The organism is Pseudomonas sp. 382, from assembly GCF_002759075.1.
GTDB lineage: Bacteria > Pseudomonadota > Gammaproteobacteria > Pseudomonadales > Pseudomonadaceae > Aquipseudomonas > Aquipseudomonas vlassakiae.
The window spans coordinates 21,445-39,152 of sequence record NZ_PEMX01000031.1 but is presented as its reverse complement, the minus strand read 5'-3'; the positions used below and the strand labels follow the sequence as shown (position 1 = coordinate 39,152).

Annotated in this window: 18 protein-coding genes and 1 pseudogene; 13 read left to right on the top strand and 6 right to left on the bottom strand. The window is 62.8% G+C overall.

Annotation, left to right across the window (positions count from 1 at the left end):
• Positions 1 to 27 precede the first annotated feature (27 nt).
• A complete protein-coding gene (locus CQW31_RS24795) occupies positions 28 to 282 on the top strand; it encodes a succinate dehydrogenase assembly factor 2 (RefSeq protein WP_008094993.1) in 255 nt (84 codons plus the stop codon).
• A pseudogene (locus CQW31_RS24790) lies at positions 266 to 727 on the top strand (protein YgfX). Before CQW31_RS24795 ends, CQW31_RS24790 begins: the two are co-directional and overlap by 17 nt.
• Here CQW31_RS24790 and nadB read toward each other — a convergent pair.
• A complete protein-coding gene (gene nadB, locus CQW31_RS24785) occupies positions 714 to 2,318 on the bottom strand; it encodes an L-aspartate oxidase (RefSeq protein WP_099815631.1) in 1,605 nt (534 codons plus the stop codon). The pseudogene CQW31_RS24790 and the gene nadB sit on opposite strands and share 14 nt — an antisense overlap.
• Before the next feature lie 434 nt (positions 2,319 to 2,752).
• On the opposite strand from nadB, the gene rpoE reads away from it, so the two are divergent.
• From rpoE to pdxJ, 10 genes are all read left to right on the top strand, one after another.
• Positions 2,753 to 3,334, top strand: coding sequence for an RNA polymerase sigma factor RpoE (gene rpoE, locus CQW31_RS24780; protein ID WP_003252049.1), 582 nt, complete (start codon positions 2,753 to 2,755; stop codon positions 3,332 to 3,334).
• Positions 3,335 to 3,365: 31 nt separating this feature from the next.
• Complete coding sequence (locus tag CQW31_RS24775; RefSeq protein WP_054885007.1) at positions 3,366 to 3,956, top strand: sigma-E factor negative regulatory protein; 591 nt, start codon at positions 3,366 to 3,368, stop codon at positions 3,954 to 3,956.
• A gap of 12 nt (positions 3,957 to 3,968) precedes the next feature.
• Positions 3,969 to 4,934, top strand: coding sequence for a MucB/RseB C-terminal domain-containing protein (locus CQW31_RS24770; RefSeq protein ID WP_099815630.1), 966 nt, complete (start codon positions 3,969 to 3,971; stop codon positions 4,932 to 4,934).
• Positions 4,935 to 5,121: 187 nt separating this feature from the next.
• On the top strand, positions 5,122 to 6,558 hold the full coding sequence (locus CQW31_RS24765; protein WP_099815629.1) for a DegQ family serine endoprotease: 1,437 nt from the start codon (positions 5,122 to 5,124) through the stop codon (positions 6,556 to 6,558).
• A 182-nt stretch (positions 6,559 to 6,740) separates the two neighbouring features.
• On the top strand, positions 6,741 to 8,540 hold the full coding sequence (gene lepA, locus CQW31_RS24760) for a translation elongation factor 4 (RefSeq protein ID WP_054885004.1): 1,800 nt from the start codon (positions 6,741 to 6,743) through the stop codon (positions 8,538 to 8,540).
• Positions 8,541 to 8,545: 5 nt separating this feature from the next.
• Entirely contained in the window at positions 8,546 to 9,400 is an 855-nt protein-coding gene (lepB, locus tag CQW31_RS24755) for a signal peptidase I (protein ID WP_054885003.1), read from the top strand.
• Between the two features lie 161 nt (positions 9,401 to 9,561).
• Positions 9,562 to 10,251 (top strand): ribonuclease III, encoded by a 690-nt coding sequence (gene rnc / locus CQW31_RS24750; protein WP_027917873.1) that lies wholly within the window; start codon positions 9,562 to 9,564, stop codon positions 10,249 to 10,251.
• Positions 10,244 to 11,146 carry a GTPase Era gene (gene era, locus CQW31_RS24745; protein WP_099815628.1) on the top strand — a complete coding sequence of 301 codons (903 nt, stop codon included), beginning with the start codon at positions 10,244 to 10,246 and terminating at the stop codon, positions 11,144 to 11,146. The genes rnc and era overlap by 8 nt, the downstream gene beginning before the upstream one ends.
• Before the next feature lie 163 nt (positions 11,147 to 11,309).
• Positions 11,310 to 11,993: a DNA repair protein RecO gene (gene recO, locus CQW31_RS24740; RefSeq protein WP_099815627.1), complete on the top strand. Its 684-nt coding sequence runs from the start codon at positions 11,310 to 11,312 to the stop codon at positions 11,991 to 11,993.
• A gap of 61 nt (positions 11,994 to 12,054) precedes the next feature.
• Complete coding sequence (gene pdxJ, locus CQW31_RS24735; protein ID WP_189660492.1) at positions 12,055 to 12,777, top strand: pyridoxine 5'-phosphate synthase; 723 nt, start codon at positions 12,055 to 12,057, stop codon at positions 12,775 to 12,777.
• 123 nt (positions 12,778 to 12,900) lie between these two features.
• On the opposite strand, the gene CQW31_RS24725 is transcribed toward pdxJ, so the two are convergent.
• Both CQW31_RS24725 and CQW31_RS24720 read right to left on the bottom strand, forming a co-directional pair.
• On the bottom strand, positions 12,901 to 14,283 hold the full coding sequence (locus CQW31_RS24725; RefSeq protein WP_099815626.1) for a heavy metal sensor histidine kinase: 1,383 nt from the start codon (positions 14,281 to 14,283) through the stop codon (positions 12,901 to 12,903).
• The gene (locus tag CQW31_RS24720) at positions 14,280 to 14,954 is read right to left on the bottom strand and encodes a heavy metal response regulator transcription factor (RefSeq protein ID WP_054884998.1); all 675 of its coding nucleotides are present in this window, start codon (positions 14,952 to 14,954) and stop codon (positions 14,280 to 14,282) included. The genes CQW31_RS24725 and CQW31_RS24720 overlap by 4 nt, the downstream gene beginning before the upstream one ends.
• Before the next feature lie 243 nt (positions 14,955 to 15,197).
• Here CQW31_RS24720 and CQW31_RS24715 point away from each other — a divergent pair, with 243 nt between their 5' ends.
• Positions 15,198 to 15,401 (top strand): hypothetical protein, encoded by a 204-nt coding sequence (locus tag CQW31_RS24715; RefSeq protein ID WP_099815644.1) that lies wholly within the window; start codon positions 15,198 to 15,200, stop codon positions 15,399 to 15,401.
• A gap of 70 nt (positions 15,402 to 15,471) precedes the next feature.
• On the opposite strand, the gene cmoB is transcribed toward CQW31_RS24715, so the two are convergent.
• From cmoB to CQW31_RS24700, 3 genes are all read right to left on the bottom strand, one after another.
• On the bottom strand, positions 15,472 to 16,428 hold the full coding sequence (cmoB, locus tag CQW31_RS24710) for a tRNA 5-methoxyuridine(34)/uridine 5-oxyacetic acid(34) synthase CmoB (RefSeq protein WP_099815625.1): 957 nt from the start codon (positions 16,426 to 16,428) through the stop codon (positions 15,472 to 15,474).
• On the bottom strand, positions 16,425 to 17,168 hold the full coding sequence (cmoA, locus tag CQW31_RS24705) for a carboxy-S-adenosyl-L-methionine synthase CmoA (protein WP_099815624.1): 744 nt from the start codon (positions 17,166 to 17,168) through the stop codon (positions 16,425 to 16,427). Before cmoA ends, cmoB begins: the two co-directional genes overlap by 4 nt.
• An 89-nt stretch (positions 17,169 to 17,257) precedes the next feature.
• A complete protein-coding gene (locus tag CQW31_RS24700; protein WP_099815623.1) occupies positions 17,258 to 17,650 on the bottom strand; it encodes a protease inhibitor I42 family protein in 393 nt (130 codons plus the stop codon).
• Positions 17,651 to 17,708 lie beyond the last annotated feature (58 nt).

The following is a 17,708-nucleotide window of genomic DNA, read 5'->3' as shown; positions in this document are numbered from 1 at the left end:
ACTGCGCGACCATTCGAGGAGGGCCCCATGGTCGAACAAACTGAACTCAACCGGCTTTTCTGGCACAGCCGCCGCGGCATGCTGGAACTGGACGTACTGCTGGTGCCATTCACCCAGGAGGTCTACCCGACCCTGAGCGAAGCCGACCGCGAACTTTATGTCCGCCTGTTGAGCTGTGAAGATCAGGACATGTTCGGCTGGTTCATGGAGCGCACCGAGTCGGAAGACCCGGAGCTGCAGCGCATGGTCCGCATCATTCTGGATCGTGTCCAGCCCAAGTGAGTGTTTCCAGTGCCGTTGGCAGGGCTCACGCCTGCTGCTGGCGGCCTACCTGGGTTGCCAGGGGCTGGCGCTACTGGTCTTGTGGCTGAGCGCGCTGCCCTGGTGGCTCGGCTTTTGTATGCTTGCTGCTTGTATCGCCCACGCTCGCTAGGTGATTCCCCTGCGCATCCTGCTGACTGATCCCCGTGCCGTTACCGGTTTGCGCCGCGATGCGACGGGCTGGCAGGTCTTCAGCCGGGCGCTGGGCTGGCAGCCGGTGGCCTTGGCTCGGGACAGCGTGGCGCTGCCGGGGCTGGTGGTGTTGCGGTTCGTCAGGGCAGGGCACTGGCTTGGCGAGAGCCAGTGCGTGCCACGGGATGCCTTGGATGCTGACCAGCACCGACGTTTGCGAGTGAGGCTGAAGTTCAGCCGGCGCAGGTTCGCTGCCTTGTTCAGGCCGGGCTGAGGATGGTGTCCTTGGCCTCGGGCAGCATCCCCGGATAATCCAGGGTGTAATGCAGCCCGCGGCTTTCCTTGCGCTGCATTGCCGAGCGAATCATCAGCTCGGCTACCTGAGCCAGGTTGCGCAGTTCGATCAGGTCGCGGCTGACCTTGTAGTTGCTGTAGAACTCGTCGATCTCGTCGAGCAGCAGGCGAACCCGGTGCTCGGCGCGCTGCAGGCGTTTGCTGGTGCGCACGATACCCACGTAGTCCCACATGAAGCGCCGCAGCTCGTCCCAGTTGTGCGCGATGATCACGTCTTCGTCGGAGTCGGTGACCTGGCTGGCATCCCAGCAGGGCAGGGCTCTGGGCATGTCGATCTGATCCAGATGCGCCTCGATGTCCGCCGCTGCGGCACGGCCATAGACAAAGCACTCCAGCAACGAGTTGCTGGCCATGCGGTTGGCACCATGCAGGCCGGTGAAGCTGGTTTCGCCGATGGCGTACAGGCCAGGGACATCGGTGTGGCCACGATCATCGACCATGACTCCGCCACAGGTGTAATGGGCCGCAGGAACCACCGGGATCGGCTGACGGGTGATGTCGATGCCGAAGCCCAGGCAGCGCTCATATACGGTGGGGAAGTGGCCCTTGATGAAATCGGCCGGCTTGTGGGTGATGTCCAGGTAGACACAGTCGACGCCCAGCCGCTTCATTTCGTGGTCGATGGCGCGGGCGACGATATCGCGCGGTGCCAGTTCTTCACGCGGGTCGAAGCGCGGCATGAAACGCTCGCCATTGGGCAGGCGCAACAGCGCACCTTCGCCACGCAAGGCTTCGGTGATCAGAAAGCTCTTGGCCTGGGGGTGGTACAGGCAGGTCGGGTGGAACTGGTTGAACTCCAGGTTCGCCACCCGACAGCCGGCGCGCCAGGCCATGGCAATGCCATCGCCGCAGGCGCCGTCAGGGTTGCTGGTATAAAGGTAGACCTTGGCTGCGCCCCCCGTGGCAAGCACGGTGAAGCGCGCTCCGAAGGTGTCGACCTCTCCGTTGCTGCGGTTCAGTACGTAAGCCCCCAGGCATCGGTCACCCGCCAGCCCCAGGCGGCGCTCGGTGATCAGGTCGACCGCCACGCGTTGCTCCAGCAGCTCGATGTTCGGGCGCTTGCGGGCTTGCTCCAGCAGCGTGGTGAAAATCGCCGCGCCGGTGGCGTCGGCAGCATGGATGATGCGTCGGTGGCTGTGGCCGCCTTCACGGGTCAAGTGGAATTCGAAACCGCCATCATCGACGCTGTAGTGTTCGTCTCGGGTAAACGGTACACCTTGCTCGATCAGCCACTCGATGGCTTCGCGGCTGTGCTCGACGGTAAAGCGCACAGCCTCTTCGTGGCACAGACCACCACCGGCATTGAGTGTATCTTCGACATGCGACTGCACGGTGTCGGTGTCATCGAGTACGGCGGCGACCCCACCCTGGGCCCAGAAGGTCGAGCCGTTGGCCAGGTCGCCCTTGCTCAGCACGGCAATGCGCAGATGGCCGGGGAGGTTCAGTGCCAGGCTGAGACCGGCTGCGCCGCTGCCGATCACCAGGACATCATGTTGGAATTGTTGGCTCATGTCGGGACACTAGTAATCTTTGGAAAGGGCGCGGCACAATAGTCACGTGCAGATGGCAATGTGAAACTATCGTGAATGCTGGCCGGGGTGCCTTTATAGCAGCCTGCGGTAGCCAATTTCCATGCCACTACGGACGTTGCGTCAATCTTTGTGGGAACTTTCCGATACGGCCGGAAATCCTATGAAGGCTGCCCGCACGCCATAATTTGCCGCGGCGACGCGGGCGGCAGCTCTATACGGGCTGACACCTGCGTATTCGAATCCTGATTATCGACGCAGCGGGCCGTGACCGTGCCGCGTCTTCCGTGCGAGCCGACCAAGGGCCGCAGGAAACTTGCTTGGAGGGGAGAACTTTTGCGCAAAGCCCGAGTCTATGGTTGCAAGCCTGAACAAAGGCTGTGGCAACGCTCCTTCGAGTTCACTGAGGAGTGTTCATGCTAACCCAGGAAGAGGATCAGCAGCTTGTCGAGCGCGTGCAGCGCGGAGACAGGCGAGCGTTCGATCTGTTGGTGCTGAAGTATCAGCACAAGATTCTAGGGTTGATCGTGCGGTTCGTTCACGACACCCACGAGGCCCAGGATGTGGCGCAGGAAGCCTTTATCAAGGCCTACCGTGCGCTTGGCAATTTTCGCGGTGACAGTGCGTTTTATACCTGGCTGTACCGCATCGCCATCAACACGGCGAAGAACTACCTGGTGTCCCGTGGAAGACGGCCACCAGACAGCGATGTGAGCTCCGAGGATGCGGAGTTTTACGACGGCGATCATGGTCTCAAGGATCTCGAGTCCCCAGAGCGCTCGTTGTTGCGGGATGAAATCGAAGGCACTGTCCATCGCACCATCCAGCAACTGCCCGAAGATTTGCGCACGGCATTGACCCTGCGTGAATTCGACGGGTTGAGTTACGAAGACATTGCCAGCGTCATGCAATGTCCGGTGGGTACCGTGCGCTCTCGAATCTTCCGCGCTCGGGAGGCCATAGACAAAGCCCTGCAGCCGTTGTTGCAGGAAACCTGAGACAGCGGCGACAGCCAAGAGAGGAACCGCCATGAGTCGTGAAGCTTTGCAGGAATCGCTGTCCGCGGTTATGGATAACGAAGCGGACGAACTGGAATTACGCCGGGTGTTGAATGCCGTCGACGATTCCGAAACCCGTGCCACCTGGTCGCGTTACCAGGTAGCCCGCGCAGCGATGCACAAGGAGCTGTTGCTGCCAAACCTGGATATCGCCTCGGCGGTCTCCGCCGCGCTGGCTGACGAAGCCGTGCCGGCCAAGGTCAAGCAGGGCCCATGGCGTAGCATTGGCCGCCTGGCCGTCGCTGCGTCGGTCACCGTAGCGGTGCTGGCGGGTGTGCGCATGTACAACCAGGACGAGATCACCGGCGCCGAGCTGGCTGCCCAGCAGCCTGCGCAGCAAGGCCTGAGCATGCCACAAAGTCAGGGCCCGGCTGTTTTGGCAGGCTATAGTGAAAGCAGTGAGCAACCGACCGGGCCGATGGCCAACGGCGTGCTGCAGAACCAGGCCGGCTGGGATCAGCGTCTGCCAGGCTATCTGCGCCAGCATGCGCAGGAATCCGCGCTCAAGGGCACTGAAACCGCATTGCCGTACGCCCGCGCCGCCAGCCTGGAAAACCGCTAAGTAAGGAGGATCATGCGCGCGCTACCTCTCCTGTCGCTGCTGTTAGGCAGCTGCATGACGGTGCCAGCGTTGGCGGCCAACTCCTCGCCCGAGGCGAGCGAATGGTTGAACAAGCTGGCACAGGCCGAGCAAAACCAGAGCTACCAAGGCTCTTTCGTCTACGAACGTAACGGCAGCTTCTCTTCCCACGATATCTGGCATCGCGTTCAGGACGGCAAGGTCAGCGAGCGGCTTCTTCAGCTCGATGGCTCCGCCCAGGAAATCGTGCGCGTGGACGGTAAGGTGCAGTGCGTCAGTGGTGCCTTGGCAAGCGGGGTGGGCAACCCTCCCGATTCTGCACAGCGCTCGCTCGATCCTCTGAAACTGATGAGCTGGTATGACCTCACGGTGGCGGGCAAGTCTCGGGTTGCAGACCGTGACGCGGTGATTGTCACGCTGACACCGCGTGACCAGCACCGCTACGCATTCGAACTCCATCTGGACCGCCGTACCGGCTTGCCGCTGCGCTCATTGATGCTCAATGACAAAGGGCAACTGCTCGAGCGCTTCCAGATGACCCGCCTGGACACCGACGACTTGCCTACCGACCAGGAGCTGCAAGCCAGCGCCGCGTGCAAGCCTGTCGAGCATGTGGCCAACAACACCCGCGAGGCGGTTGGCGGTTGGCGCTCCGACTGGCTGCCGCCGGGCTTCGAACTGATCAACAGCACGGTACGCCGCGACCCGGAGCGGAACAGTTCGATCAGCAGCCTGATGTATGACGATGGCCTGGCCCGTTTCTCGGTGTTCCTCGAACCCGTGAAGGATGACGCCGGTGCCGATGTACGCACCCAGCTTGGCCCGACCTCGGCCGTTTCCCGGCGACTGAACACGCCCAAAGGCAAAGTTCAGGTCACCGTGGTGGGCGAAATACCGCTGGGTACGGCAGAACGTATCGCGCTGTCGATGCGGCCTCAGGATGCCCAGGCGCGCCAGTGACGGCGCGCTTTTGCGGGCCGGATCAAGGGCAATGCAAAGGCGAACGGACACGCGGCTGAAATGAAATTAAAGCATTGTCATTTGCAATCCTTCGGCAAATTTTTTATAGGTCAGGCTTCCAGGAGTCTGGCCTTTGCTGCTTTGTGCAGGGCTATTTCCAACTACCGCTCGTTGTGACGGGAGCCGTATGTCAATACCACGTTTGAAATCCTACCTAACGATGTTCGCCGCCGTGCTGATGCTCGGCCAGGTGCTCAGTGCCCAGGCCGATGAAGCCCTGCCGGACTTCACCACCCTGGTCGAGCAGGCCTCGCCGGCCGTGGTCAACATCAGCACCAAGCAGAAACTGCCGGACCGTGTCGCCTCCGGGCAGATGCCGGACCTCGAAGGCCTGCCGCCGATGTTCCGCGAGTTCTTCGAACGCAACATGCCACAGCAGCCGCGTTCGCCGCGCGGTGACCGCCAGCGCGAGGCCATGTCGCTGGGCTCGGGCTTCATCATCTCCAGCGATGGTTATGTACTGACCAACAACCATGTGGTCGCCGATGCCGACGAGATCATCGTCCGCCTGTCTGACCGCAGCGAGCTGCAAGCCAAGCTGATCGGCACCGATCCGCGCACCGACGTGGCCCTGCTGAAGGTCGAGGGCAAGAACCTGCCGACCGTCAAGCTCGGTGACTCCGAGAAGCTCAAGGTCGGTGAGTGGGTGCTGGCCATTGGTTCGCCGTTCGGCTTCGACCACTCGGTGACCAAAGGCATCGTCAGCGCCAAGGGCCGTACCCTGCCCAACGACACCTATGTACCGTTCATCCAGACCGACGTGGCCATCAACCCGGGTAACTCCGGTGGCCCGCTGTTCAACATGAAGGGCGAGGTGGTCGGTATCAACTCGCAGATCTTCACCCGTTCCGGTGGCTTCATGGGCTTGTCCTTTGCCATCCCGATCGACGTGGCCCTCGATGTGTCCAATCAGCTGAAGAAAGACGGCAAGGTCAGCCGTGGCTGGCTGGGCGTGGTGATCCAGGAGGTCAACAAGGACCTGGCTGAATCGTTCGGCCTCGACAAGCCGGCGGGCGCCCTGGTGGCGCAGGTGCTGGAAAACGGCCCGGCTGCCAAGGGCGGCCTGCAGGTGGGTGACGTGATCCTGAGCATGAACGGCCAGCCGATCGTCATGTCGGCCGATTTGCCGCACCTGGTCGGCAGCCTGAAGGATGGCGAGAAGGCCAAGCTCGAAATCATCCGCAACGGCAAGCGCCAGACCCTGGACGTCGCCGTCGGCCCGATGCCGGATGACGATGCTGACATCGGCGCCGGTACCGGCCCCGAAGGCGGCGCCGAGCGCAACAGCAACCGCCTGGGCGTGTCCGTGTCTGACCTCACCGCCGAACAGAAGAAGACCCTTCAGCTCAAGGGTGGCGTGGTCATCAAGGAAGTTCAGGACGGCCCGGCGGCGATGATCGGTCTGCGTCCGGGCGATGTCATCAGCCACCTGAACAACCAGGCGGTGGTGTCGGCCAAGCAGTTCACTGAAATTGCCAAGGACCTGCCGAAGAACCGTTCGGTGTCGATGCGCGTGCTGCGTCAGGGCCGTGCCAGCTTTATCACCTTCAAACTCGCTGAATAAGCGGGCTCGGGGGTAGCAGAGGGCAGCTTCGGCTGCCCTTTTTCATGAAAGTTCACAATTGCAGGCACGAATGCTGTGTACAGTCCGATAGAGGAATCTCCCATATCCCAGCAGCTTAAGGTACAATTCCCGGCTATTTTTCGGCGGGCGTCCGGCTCGCAGCCTTTTCCGAGTGTTGACCCGTGAGTGATTTGAGTCATATCCGCAATTTCTCCATCATCGCCCACATCGACCATGGCAAGTCGACGCTGGCCGACCGTTTCATTCAAATGTGCGGTGGCCTGTCGGCGCGCGAAATGGAGGCCCAGGTACTGGATTCCATGGACCTGGAGCGCGAGCGCGGTATCACCATCAAGGCCCACAGCGTCACGCTCAACTACAAGGCGCAGGACGGCAAGGTCTACCAGCTGAACTTCATCGATACCCCAGGCCACGTCGACTTCACCTATGAAGTTTCGCGTTCGCTGGCAGCCTGTGAAGGTGCGCTGCTGGTGGTCGACGCCGGCCAGGGCGTCGAAGCCCAGTCGGTGGCCAACTGCTACACCGCCATCGAGCAAGGCCTGGAAGTCATGCCGGTGCTGAACAAGATGGACCTGCCCCAGGCCGATCCGGACCGCGTCAAGGACGAGATCGAGAAGATCATCGGCATCGACGCCACCGACGCCGTAGCCTGCAGCGCCAAGAGCGGCATGGGCGTGGACGAGGTGCTGGAGCGTCTGGTACAGACCATCCCTGCGCCGGAAGGTGATATTGAAGCGCCACTCCAGGCGCTGATCATCGACTCCTGGTTCGACAACTACCTGGGCGTGGTCTCGCTGGTGCGTGTGCGCCACGGCCGCGTCAAGAAAGGTGACAAGATCCTGGTCAAGTCCACCGGCAAGGTGCACCTGGTCGACAGCGTCGGTGTGTTCACCCCGAAGCACACCCAGACCGCCGACCTGAAGGCCGGTGAAGTAGGCTTCATCATTGCCAGCATCAAGGACATTCACGGCGCGCCGGTCGGTGACACCCTGACCCTGTCCTCGACCCCTGAGGTCGAAGTGCTGCCAGGCTTCAAGAAGATCCAGCCGCAGGTGTATGCCGGTCTGTTCCCGGTCAGCTCCGACGATTTCGAGGACTTCCGCGACGCCCTGCAGAAGCTGACCCTCAACGACTCGTCGCTGCAGTACATGCCGGAAAGCTCCGACGCCCTGGGCTTCGGCTTCCGTTGCGGCTTCCTCGGCATGCTGCACATGGAGATCATCCAGGAGCGCCTGGAGCGCGAATACGACCTGGACCTGATCACCACCGCGCCAAGCGTGATCTACGAGCTCGAACTCAAGACCGGCGAAACCATCGTCGTCGACAACCCGTCGAAGCTGCCGGATGTCTCGTCCGTGGCCGATTTCCGCGAGCCGATCGTCACCGCGACCATCCTGGTGCCGCAGGAGCATCTGGGCAACGTCATCACCCTGTGCATCGAGAAGCGTGGCGTGCAGCGCGACATGCAGTTCCTCGGCAGCCAGGTGCAAGTGCGGTACGACATGCCGATGAACGAAGTGGTACTTGACTTCTTCGATCGCCTGAAGTCGACCAGCCGCGGCTATGCTTCGCTGGACTATCATTTCGATCGCTACCAGTCGGCCAACCTGGTCAAGCTGGATGTGTTGATCAACGGCGACAAGGTCGATGCACTGGCATTGATCGTGCACCGCGACAACGCGGCCTACAAGGGCCGTGCGTTGACCGAGAAGATGAAGGAGCTGATCCCTCGGCAGATGTTCGACGTAGCGATCCAGGCTGCCATTGGCGGCCAGATCATCGCGCGGACGACCGTCAAGGCGCTCCGAAAGAACGTACTGGCCAAGTGCTACGGTGGTGACGTCAGCCGTAAGAAGAAACTGCTGGAGAAGCAGAAGGCCGGTAAGAAACGCATGAAACAGGTGGGCAACGTGGAGATTCCACAGGAAGCCTTCCTCGCCGTGCTCAGGTTGGATAGCTAGGTCCTATGTCGCTAAATTTCCCGCTGTTGCTAGTCATCGCCGTCTTTGTCTGCGGTCTGCTGGGCTTGATCGATCTGCTGTTCCTGGCTCCGCGCCGGCGGGCAGCGATCGCCAACTACCAGGGCAGCGTCACCCAACCAGAAATGGCGGTGGTCGAGCGCCTGAGCAAAGAGCCGCTGCTGGTCGAATACGGCAAGTCGTTCTTCCCGGTGCTGTTCATCGTGCTGGTGCTGCGCTCGTTCCTGGTCGAACCGTTCCAGATCCCTTCAGGGTCGATGAAGCCGACCCTGGAAGTGGGCGATTTCATCCTGGTGAACAAGTTCTCCTATGGCATCCGCCTGCCGGTGATCGACAAGAAGGTCATCGAGGTGGGTGACCCGCAACGCGGCGATGTGATGGTGTTCCGCTACCCAAGCGACCCGAACGTCAACTACATCAAGCGTGTGGTCGGCCTGCCGGGCGACAAGATCAGCTACACCAGCGACAAGCGGCTGTTCGTCAACGGCCAGCCGATTGCCGAGCAGCTGGTCGGTGCCGAGCCAGGTACCCTGGGCAGTGCCGAGCTGTACAAGGAAAAGCTCGGCGAAGCCGAGCACCTGATCCGCAAGGAGATGACCCGTTATCGCATGCCGCCGGACCAGCAATGGACCGTGCCGGCCGGCCATTACTTCATGATGGGCGACAACCGCGACAACTCCAACGACAGCCGCTACTGGGATGATCCGAAAATCCCTAAAGAGCTGCACGGCATGGTTCCGGACCGGAACATCGTCGGCAAGGCCTTCGCGGTGTGGATGAGCTGGCCAGAGCCCAAGCTCAGCCACTTGCCCAACCTGTCGCGGGTCGGCCTGATCCATTGATACCCTTCGGCGCTGTCCTGCAGACAGCGCCGAATGCATTTCTGACATAGGCTGTGTTCTCAAGGAACGAGAGATTCGCCGCTCGCCGCGACGGACCACAGCCAAACAGTCTTTCAGGATGTTGATTTGAACAACGCGTTGAACAACCAACGGGTGGCTGCATGAGTGCTTCCCTTGCCCGTCTCGAGCGCAAGCTCGGCTACACCTTCAAGAACCAGGAGCAGATGCTGCTGGCCCTGACTCACCGCAGCTACGCCGGGCGCAACAACGAGCGCCTGGAGTTTCTCGGTGACGCCATTCTCAACTTCGTCGCTGGCGAGGCGCTGTTCGAGCGCTTCCCACAGGCCCGTGAAGGCCAGTTGTCGCGCCTTCGCGCCCGCCTGGTCAAGGGCGAGACCCTGGCCCGCCTGGCCCGTGGCTTCGACCTGGGTGATTACCTGCGCCTGGGCTCGGGTGAGCTCAAGAGCGGTGGCTTCCGCCGCGAGTCGATCCTGGCTGATGCCCTGGAGGCGCTGATCGGCGCCATCTACCTGGATGCGGACATGCAGACCGCGCGCGAGCGTGTTCTCGCCTGGCTGACCGACGAGTTCGAAGGCCTGACCCTGGTCGACACCAACAAGGACCCGAAAACCCGCCTGCAGGAGTTCCTGCAATCGCGCAGCTGCGAGCTGCCGCGTTACGAGGTGGTCGACATCCAGGGCGAACCGCACTGCCGCACCTTCTTCGTCGAATGCGAAGTGGTGCTGCTGAACAACAAGAGCCGTGGCCAGGGCGTCAGCCGGCGTATCGCCGAGCAGGTCGCCGCCGCTGCTGCACTGATCGCCCTGGGCGTGGAGAATGGCAATGACTGATAACAATCCGACCCGCTGCGGTTACGTGGCCATCGTCGGCCGCCCGAACGTGGGCAAGTCGACCTTGCTGAACCACATCCTCGGCCAGAAGCTGGCGATCACCTCGCGCAAGCCGCAGACCACACGCCACAACATGCTCGGTATCAAGACCGAGGGTGACGTGCAGGCGATCTATGTCGATACCCCGGGCATGCACAAGGCCAACGACAAGGCCTTGAACCGCTACATGAACCGCAACGCCTCGGCCGCCCTGAAGGACGTCGACGTGGTGATCTTCGTGGTCGACCGCACCAAGTGGACCGACGAGGACCAGCTGGTGCTTGAGCGCGTGCAGTACGTGACCGGCCCGCTGATCATCGCTGTCAACAAGACCGACCGCATGGAAGAGAAGGCCGAATTGATCCCGCACCTGCAGTGGCTGCAGGAACAACTGCCGAACGCCGAAGTGATGCCGATTTCCGCGCAGCAGGGCCACAACCTGGACGCGCTGGAAGCCCAGATCGCCAAGCACCTGCCGGAAAACGATCATTTCTTCCCGGAAGACCACATCACCGACCGCAGCAGCCGTTTCCTCGCCGCCGAACTGGTGCGCGAGAAGATCATGCGCCAGCTGGGCGCCGAGCTGCCGTACCAGATCACCGTGGAAATCGAAGAATTCAAGCAGCAGGGCCACGTGCTGCACATCCATGCACTGATCCTGGTCGAGCGCGATGGCCAGAAGAAAATCATCATTGGTGACAAGGGCGAACGGATCAAGCGCATCGGCTCCGAGGCGCGCAAGGACATGGAGGTGCTGTTCGACTCCAAGGTCATGCTCAACCTCTGGGTCAAGGTCAAAGGCGGCTGGTCCGACGACGAACGCGCCCTGCGTTCGCTGGGCTACGGCGACCTCTAAGCCTTAGCGCGCACACCTGTAGGAGCGGCCTTGTGTCGCGAAAGGGGCGCGGAGCGGCCCCAAGATCTCAACAAGCACACAGATTCTGGGGCTGCTGCGCAGCCCTTTCGCGACACAAGGCCGCTCCTACAGAGGTCGCGTCAAGCCCGCTCAGAGATCGTAAATGGACCAACCCACCCCGCAGCCGGCCTACGTCCTGCACAGCCGCGCCTACAAGGAAACCAGTGCTCTGGTGGACTTCTTCACGCCCCAGGGCCGCCTGCGTGCGGTGCTGCGCCGTGCACGCGGCAAGGGTGGCAGCCTGGTGCGGCCGTTCGTACCGCTGGAAGTGGAACTGTTCGGCAAAGGTGAGCTGAAGAACGTCAGGCGCCTGGACACGGTCGGTATTGCTGCGTGGCTGCATGGCGACGCGCTGTTCAGCGGCCTCTACCTCAATGAACTGCTGATGCGCCTGCTGCCCGCCGAGGCGCCGCAGCCTGAATTGTTCGAGCATTACGCGCTGACCCTGCAGGCCTTGGCCGAGGGAAGGTCGCTGGAACCCTTGCTGCGTTCCTTTGAGTGGCGGTTGCTGGAGGACTTGGGCTACGCCTTTTCGCTCCACCACGACGTCAACGACGACCTGATCGAAGCCGACGGCCTCTACCGGCTGCGGGTCGATGCCGGCCTTGAACGGGTGTACCTGGCCCAGCCCGGACTGTTCAACGGCACCGAGCTGCTGGCCCTGGCCCATGCCGACTGGGACGCCCCCGGCGCCCTGCTGGCGGCCAAGCGCCTGATGCGTCAGGCCCTGGCAGTGCATCTGGGGGCAAAACCGCTGGTCAGCCGGGAACTGTTTCGCAAGCGCTGAGCACGTCGTATGCTGTGTGGCTCAATCCTCAGGAGAGCCTTTCGTGACTCACAGCAACCGCATGCTTCTCGGCGTCAACATCGACCACGTGGCAACCCTGCGCCAGGCCCGCGGTACCCGCTATCCGGACCCGGTCAAGGCTGCGCTGGATGCCGAGGAAGCGGGCGCCGATGGCATTACCGTGCACCTGCGCGAAGACCGTCGGCATATCCAGGAGCGCGACGTGCTGCTGCTCAAGGACGTGCTGCAGACGCGCATGAACTTCGAAATGGGCGTCACTGAAGAGATGATGGCCTTTGCCGAGAAGATTCGCCCGGCGCATATCTGCCTGGTCCCAGAGACCCGTCAGGAGCTGACCACCGAAGGTGGCCTGGACGTGGCCGGCCAGGAGGCGCGGATCAAGGCGGCGGTCGAGCGCTTATCGCGTACCGGTGCTGAAGTGTCGCTGTTCATCGATGCCGACGAGCGGCAGATCGAGGCTTCGCGCCGTGTCGGTGCGCCGGCTATCGAGTTGCACACCGGGCGTTATGCCGATGCACAGACCCCGACCGAAGTGGCGGAGGAACTGCAACGCATCGTCGATGGCGTTGCGTTTGGCGTGGGCCAGGGGCTGATCGTCAATGCCGGGCATGGCCTGCATTACCATAACGTCGAGGCGGTGGCAGCGATCAAGGGCATCAATGAGCTGAACATCGGCCATGCCTTGGTTGCGCATGCGCTGTTCGTCGGCTTCAAGGCCGCTGTGGCCGAAATGAAGGCATTGATCGTCGCGGCTTCGCGCTGATCCCTCGGCTGCCTGTAATGGCATCGCCGGCAAGCCCGCTCCCACAGGTATTGCGCAAGCCTCAAGGCCTGTGGAGTACCTGTGTGTGGGCATGCCCGCGAAAGGGCCAGTGCAGGTAACCCCTTACTCAGCCCGAAACAGCAGGGTAAACCGCGTGGGTCCCTCAGGCCTGCTGCGGACCTCGACCCGCCCCCCATGCAACTGCATGATTGACTTCACGATCGCCAACCCCAATCCCGTCCCGCCCTCCAGCCGCGATCGCCCCGATCCCACGCGATAGAACCGCTCAAACAGCTGCGGCCAGTGTTCTTCGGCAATCCCCGGCCCCTGGTTCTCCACCCACACCCGTACCTCACTGCCTTGCCGCTCGATGCCCAGCTTCACCGCCTGTCCTTCAGGCCCATGGCGAATGGCATTGCTCAACAGGTTCGACAGCGCCCGCTGGAACATCAAACGGTCCCCCAGCGCCGTCCCCCAGCCCTGCAAGCGCAGCTCGATGTTCTTGAGTTCGGCACTGAAGGCAAACAGCTCGCTCACCTGCGCCGCTTCGTCCGCCAACGCCAGCGGCTTGAGCGCCACCTGCGCCTGGGGTTGGCTGACCTGGGCGAGGAACAGCATGTCGTTGATGATGCGGTTGAGCCGGGTCAGCTCTTCGACACTGTCTTCCAGCACTTCCCGGTAGTGTTCGCCATCGCGTTCACGGGCCAGGGTGACTTGGGCCTTGCCCATCAGGTTGCTCAGCGGGGTGCGCAGCTCGTGGGCAAGGTCATCGGAAAACTGCGAAAGCTGGCGCACCCCTTGGTCCAGGCGATCGAGCATCACATTGATGCTGCGCGCCAGCTCTGCCAGCTCCAGCGGTAAGCCGGTCGCGGGCAGGCGGTGTTGCAGGTCTTGGGCGGAGACCCTGCCGGCGATGCGACGGAAGTGGCGCAGCGGCTGCAAGCCGCGTTGCACGAGCCACCAGGCGCCAGCGCCGATCAGCAGCAGCAGCAGGGGCAGGGCCAGCAGCGTCGAGTGCAGGTAGGCTTGCAGCAGGGCATGGTCGTCGGCGCGGTTGAGTGACATCATCACCCGCACCGGGGTGTCGTCGCGCAGGCGCATCTGCCGGGTGGCGGTAAGGATCTGATTACCGCTGCTGTCACGCCATTCGTGGTAGTTCAGCCGTGCATCGGTATGCAATTCGCCCACCCGGGATTCAAGGGCCGGGCCGAGGCTGAGCAGGTGCGGGTGGCGCCCCTCAAGGGCCAGTATGCTGAGGCTGAGGTTGTCGTGGCCCATCACCAGGTCGAGCAACGGATGGGCGCGGCTGCCAAGGTCTTCGCTGCGCAGGTCGACCCGCAGGTTATGTTCCACCTGCAACATCTTGCGCGCGAGGTCCCTGCGGGCGCGGCTGTCCAGTTCGTGGTCGAGGGCGAACACCGCCAGGCAGGCGAGCAGCAATATCAGCGCGGCGCCCATCAGGGTCACACTCAGGCCCAGGCGCAGGGACAGGCTGGCGTACTTCACACACGGGCCTCCAGTACGTAGCCGACGCCGCGCAAGGTGTGGATCAGCTTGTCTTCGAACGGATCGTCGATCTTCGCCCGCAGGCGGCGGATCGAAACCTCGACCACATTGGTATCGCAGTCGAAATTCATGTCCCACACCAGCGAGATGATCTGCGTGCGCGACAGCACCTCGCCGCTCTGGCGCATCAGCAGGTGGAGCAGGGCGAACTCCTTGGCGGTCAGGTCGATGCGTTTGCCGGCGCGGTAGGCGCGGTGGCGGCCGGGGTCGAGCTCAAGGTCGGCGACGCGCAGTGTGCTCGGTTGCAGTTGTTGATCGTTACGCCGCAGCAGGCTGCGGATGCGCGCCAGCAACTCGGGAAACTCGAACGGTTTGAGCAGGTAGTCATCTGCGCCCAGGTCCAGGCCTTTGACCCGGTCCGACAGGCGGCCATGGGCCGTCAGCATCATGATTCGCGTGGCCGATTCGGCGCGCAGACGCTGCAGCACCGTCCAGCCATCGAGTTCGGGCAGGTTGACGTCGAGAATGATCAGCTCATAAGGCTGCTGGCGCGCCAGGTGCAGGCCGTCGGTGCCCGTGTGGGCGCAGTCGACCACGTAGCCGTTTTCACGCAGGCCTTGTTGCAGGTAGTCGGCGGTACGCAGTTCGTCCTCGATGATCAGCAGGCGCATGGGTGGGCTCGGTATGGCTGGAAAAGGGCAGGATTCTCAAGCCTGAAGGGGCTTCAGGGTCAAGCCGCAGGATGTTACGGCATGCAAATGGCCCATCGGCGTAGATAACGGATTTGTAATCCTGGTGTTATCTGCCTGTCTGCCAAGGCCACATTGCAAGACTGTAATGCGCGCCTCACCTTGCCGTTAGCTGCCCGAGGATACGATGGCCCAGTCTGATCGCTTATCAACGAGGCAAGCATGATGAACCTGACCCGATACCTGTTGCTGGCGACCCTCGCCCTGGGCGCTGCCAGCGCCTACGCCGAAGGCGGCGGCGAACGTTCCAAGCAGTTCTGGCAAGCATTCCGTCAGGACCAGGAGCGCCTGCACGGCGACTCGCAACAGGCGATCGCCGAGCGCGAGCGCAAGGCGCAGGAGAAGGCCCGCGAGGTGGCCAAGGACTAAGGCAACGGCAGCTGTGCCGGCACTGCTCCCCGGCACAGCTGTGATTCGGGCGTCCACATGGACGCCCTTTTTATTTGCGCGCCAACAGGGTGGCGCGGCGTGGGGCGGGCAGGCCTTCGATGGTCTTGCTGTGGTCGTTGGGGTCGAGGAAATCGCCCAGCGACTGGTAGCGCATCCATTCGGTGCTGCGCTGCTCCTCGATGCTGGTAACGCTCACGTCCACGCAGCGCACCTCGCTGAACCCGGCGCGGCGCAACCAGCGCTCCAAGGCCGGTACCGATGGCAGGTACCAGACATTGCGCATCTGCGCGTAACGGTCTTCGGGCACCAGTACCTGGTTTTCGTCGCCCTCGATCACCAGGGTTTCCAGCACCAGCTCGCCGCCTTTGACCAGGCAGTCCTTGAGCGCCAGCAGGTGCTCGATGGGCGAGCGGCGGTGGTAGAACACGCCCATGGAGAACACGGTGTCGAAGCCTTCGAGGTTGGCCGGCAGCTCTTCCAGGGCGAATGGCAGGTGCCAGGCGGGCAGGTCGGGCAGGTATCGCTGCACGGCCTGGAACTGGCAGAAGAACAGCCAGTTGGGGTCGACGCCGATGACCATGTCGGCACCAGCACCGAGCATGCGCCACTGGTAATAGCCGTTGCCGCAGCCAACGTCGAGCACGCGCTTGCCCTTGAGGTCGAGGTGCGGGCCGACCCGCGACCACTTCCAGTCCGAGCGCCACTCGGTGTCGACATGCACGCCGAACAGGTCGAACGGCCCCTTGCGCCAAGGTGACAGGCCCATCAGCGCCTGGCGCATCTGCGCACGGGTGGCGTCATCGCACTCGCAATCCAGGCGCAGGCCATCAGCCAGGTCGATTTCGCTGGGCTGCAGGGCCGGCAGCGCATCCAGCGCGCCGCGCCAGCGGTCGAGGTCGCCGTGGCCTTTTTCCAGCTTGGCTTGCAGTTGTGCTTGCAGGCCCTGGGACCAGGAAGCCAGGGGCGTGCCCGCCAGGCGGCGGACGAGGGGGGACAGATCGATCATGGCAGGGCTATCAGCGAGGCAAAATTGAGGCATTGGAACCACGGCACCACCTTGGTGAAGCCGGCCGCGTGCAGGCGTTCCTGATGGGCTTGCAGGGTGTCGGGCTTCATCACGTTCTCGATGGCGCTGCGCTTCTGGGCGATTTCCAGTTCGCTGTAGCCATTGGCCCGCTTGAAGTCCAGGTGCAGTTCGTTGAGCAGGGTCTGCTCGTTGTCATCGGCGAAGCGCAGTTTCTCCGAGAGGATCAGCGCACCGCCGGGCAGCAGCGCCTGGCGGATCCGGCTGAGCAGCGCCAGGCGTTGTTCAGGGGCGATGAACTGCAGGGTGAAGTTCATTGCCACCACCGAAGCCGGCTCGAAGGGCAGGGTGAGGATATCGGCTTCCAGCACGTCGACCGGCAGCAGTTCCTGGAACATCGAGTCCTGGGCGGTGAGGTACTGGCGGCAACGTTCGACCATGGCGGCGGAATTGTCCACCGCTATCACCCGGCAACCGTCGCTGCGCACATGGCGGCGCAGCGACTGGCTGACGGCGCCCAGCGAGGCGCCCAGATCGTAAAGTGCAGAGTTCGGCTGGGCGAAGCGCGCGGCCAGCACGCCGAGGTTTTCGACGATGGTCGGGTAACCGGGCACCGAGCGCTTGATCATGTCCGGGAACACACGCACCACATCTTCGTTGAACACGAAGTCGGGGACTTGCTCCAGAGGTTGGGCGAAAAGGCGGTCGGGTTGTTTGCTCACGGTGAATCCAGGCGGCTGGCGATATGCAGGGCCGGCATTCTAGCCAAACCGCGAGTTGGATGCATGGTTGGCTGACCAGCGCTTTGCGTTCAGTTGACCCGGATGGCGCAATCGAAGGTCTGTACCGGGCGTACTTCCGGCGCCCAGGGCTGCTGGTAGACCAGCACCAGGTGGCCTTCACCGGCGGCGCGGGCCTGGTAACGCCAGGTCGAAATGCCCGAGCTGCCGACGATACCGGCGTCCTCGGGGGCACTGTAGACCTCGGGGCCCAGGCTGTGCAGCACGTTGGAGGCCGGATTCTGTACCAGCCAGCGGTAGCCGGTGGTGGGGTTGCTGGGCAGCGTCAGGGTGAGGTTCTGGCCGACCTGCAGGCGCTTGGGGCATTCGCTTTCGGCGTCCAGTTCGACGGTTTGCTTCGGCTGTTGGGCGCAGGCGGCGAGCAGGGCGAGGCTCAGGGGAACGAGCAGGCGAGGTGCGGTCATGGTGGCTCCGAAGACTGGCGATGTCCTGAGGATACCCGATGATCGAGGAATTTTGTGC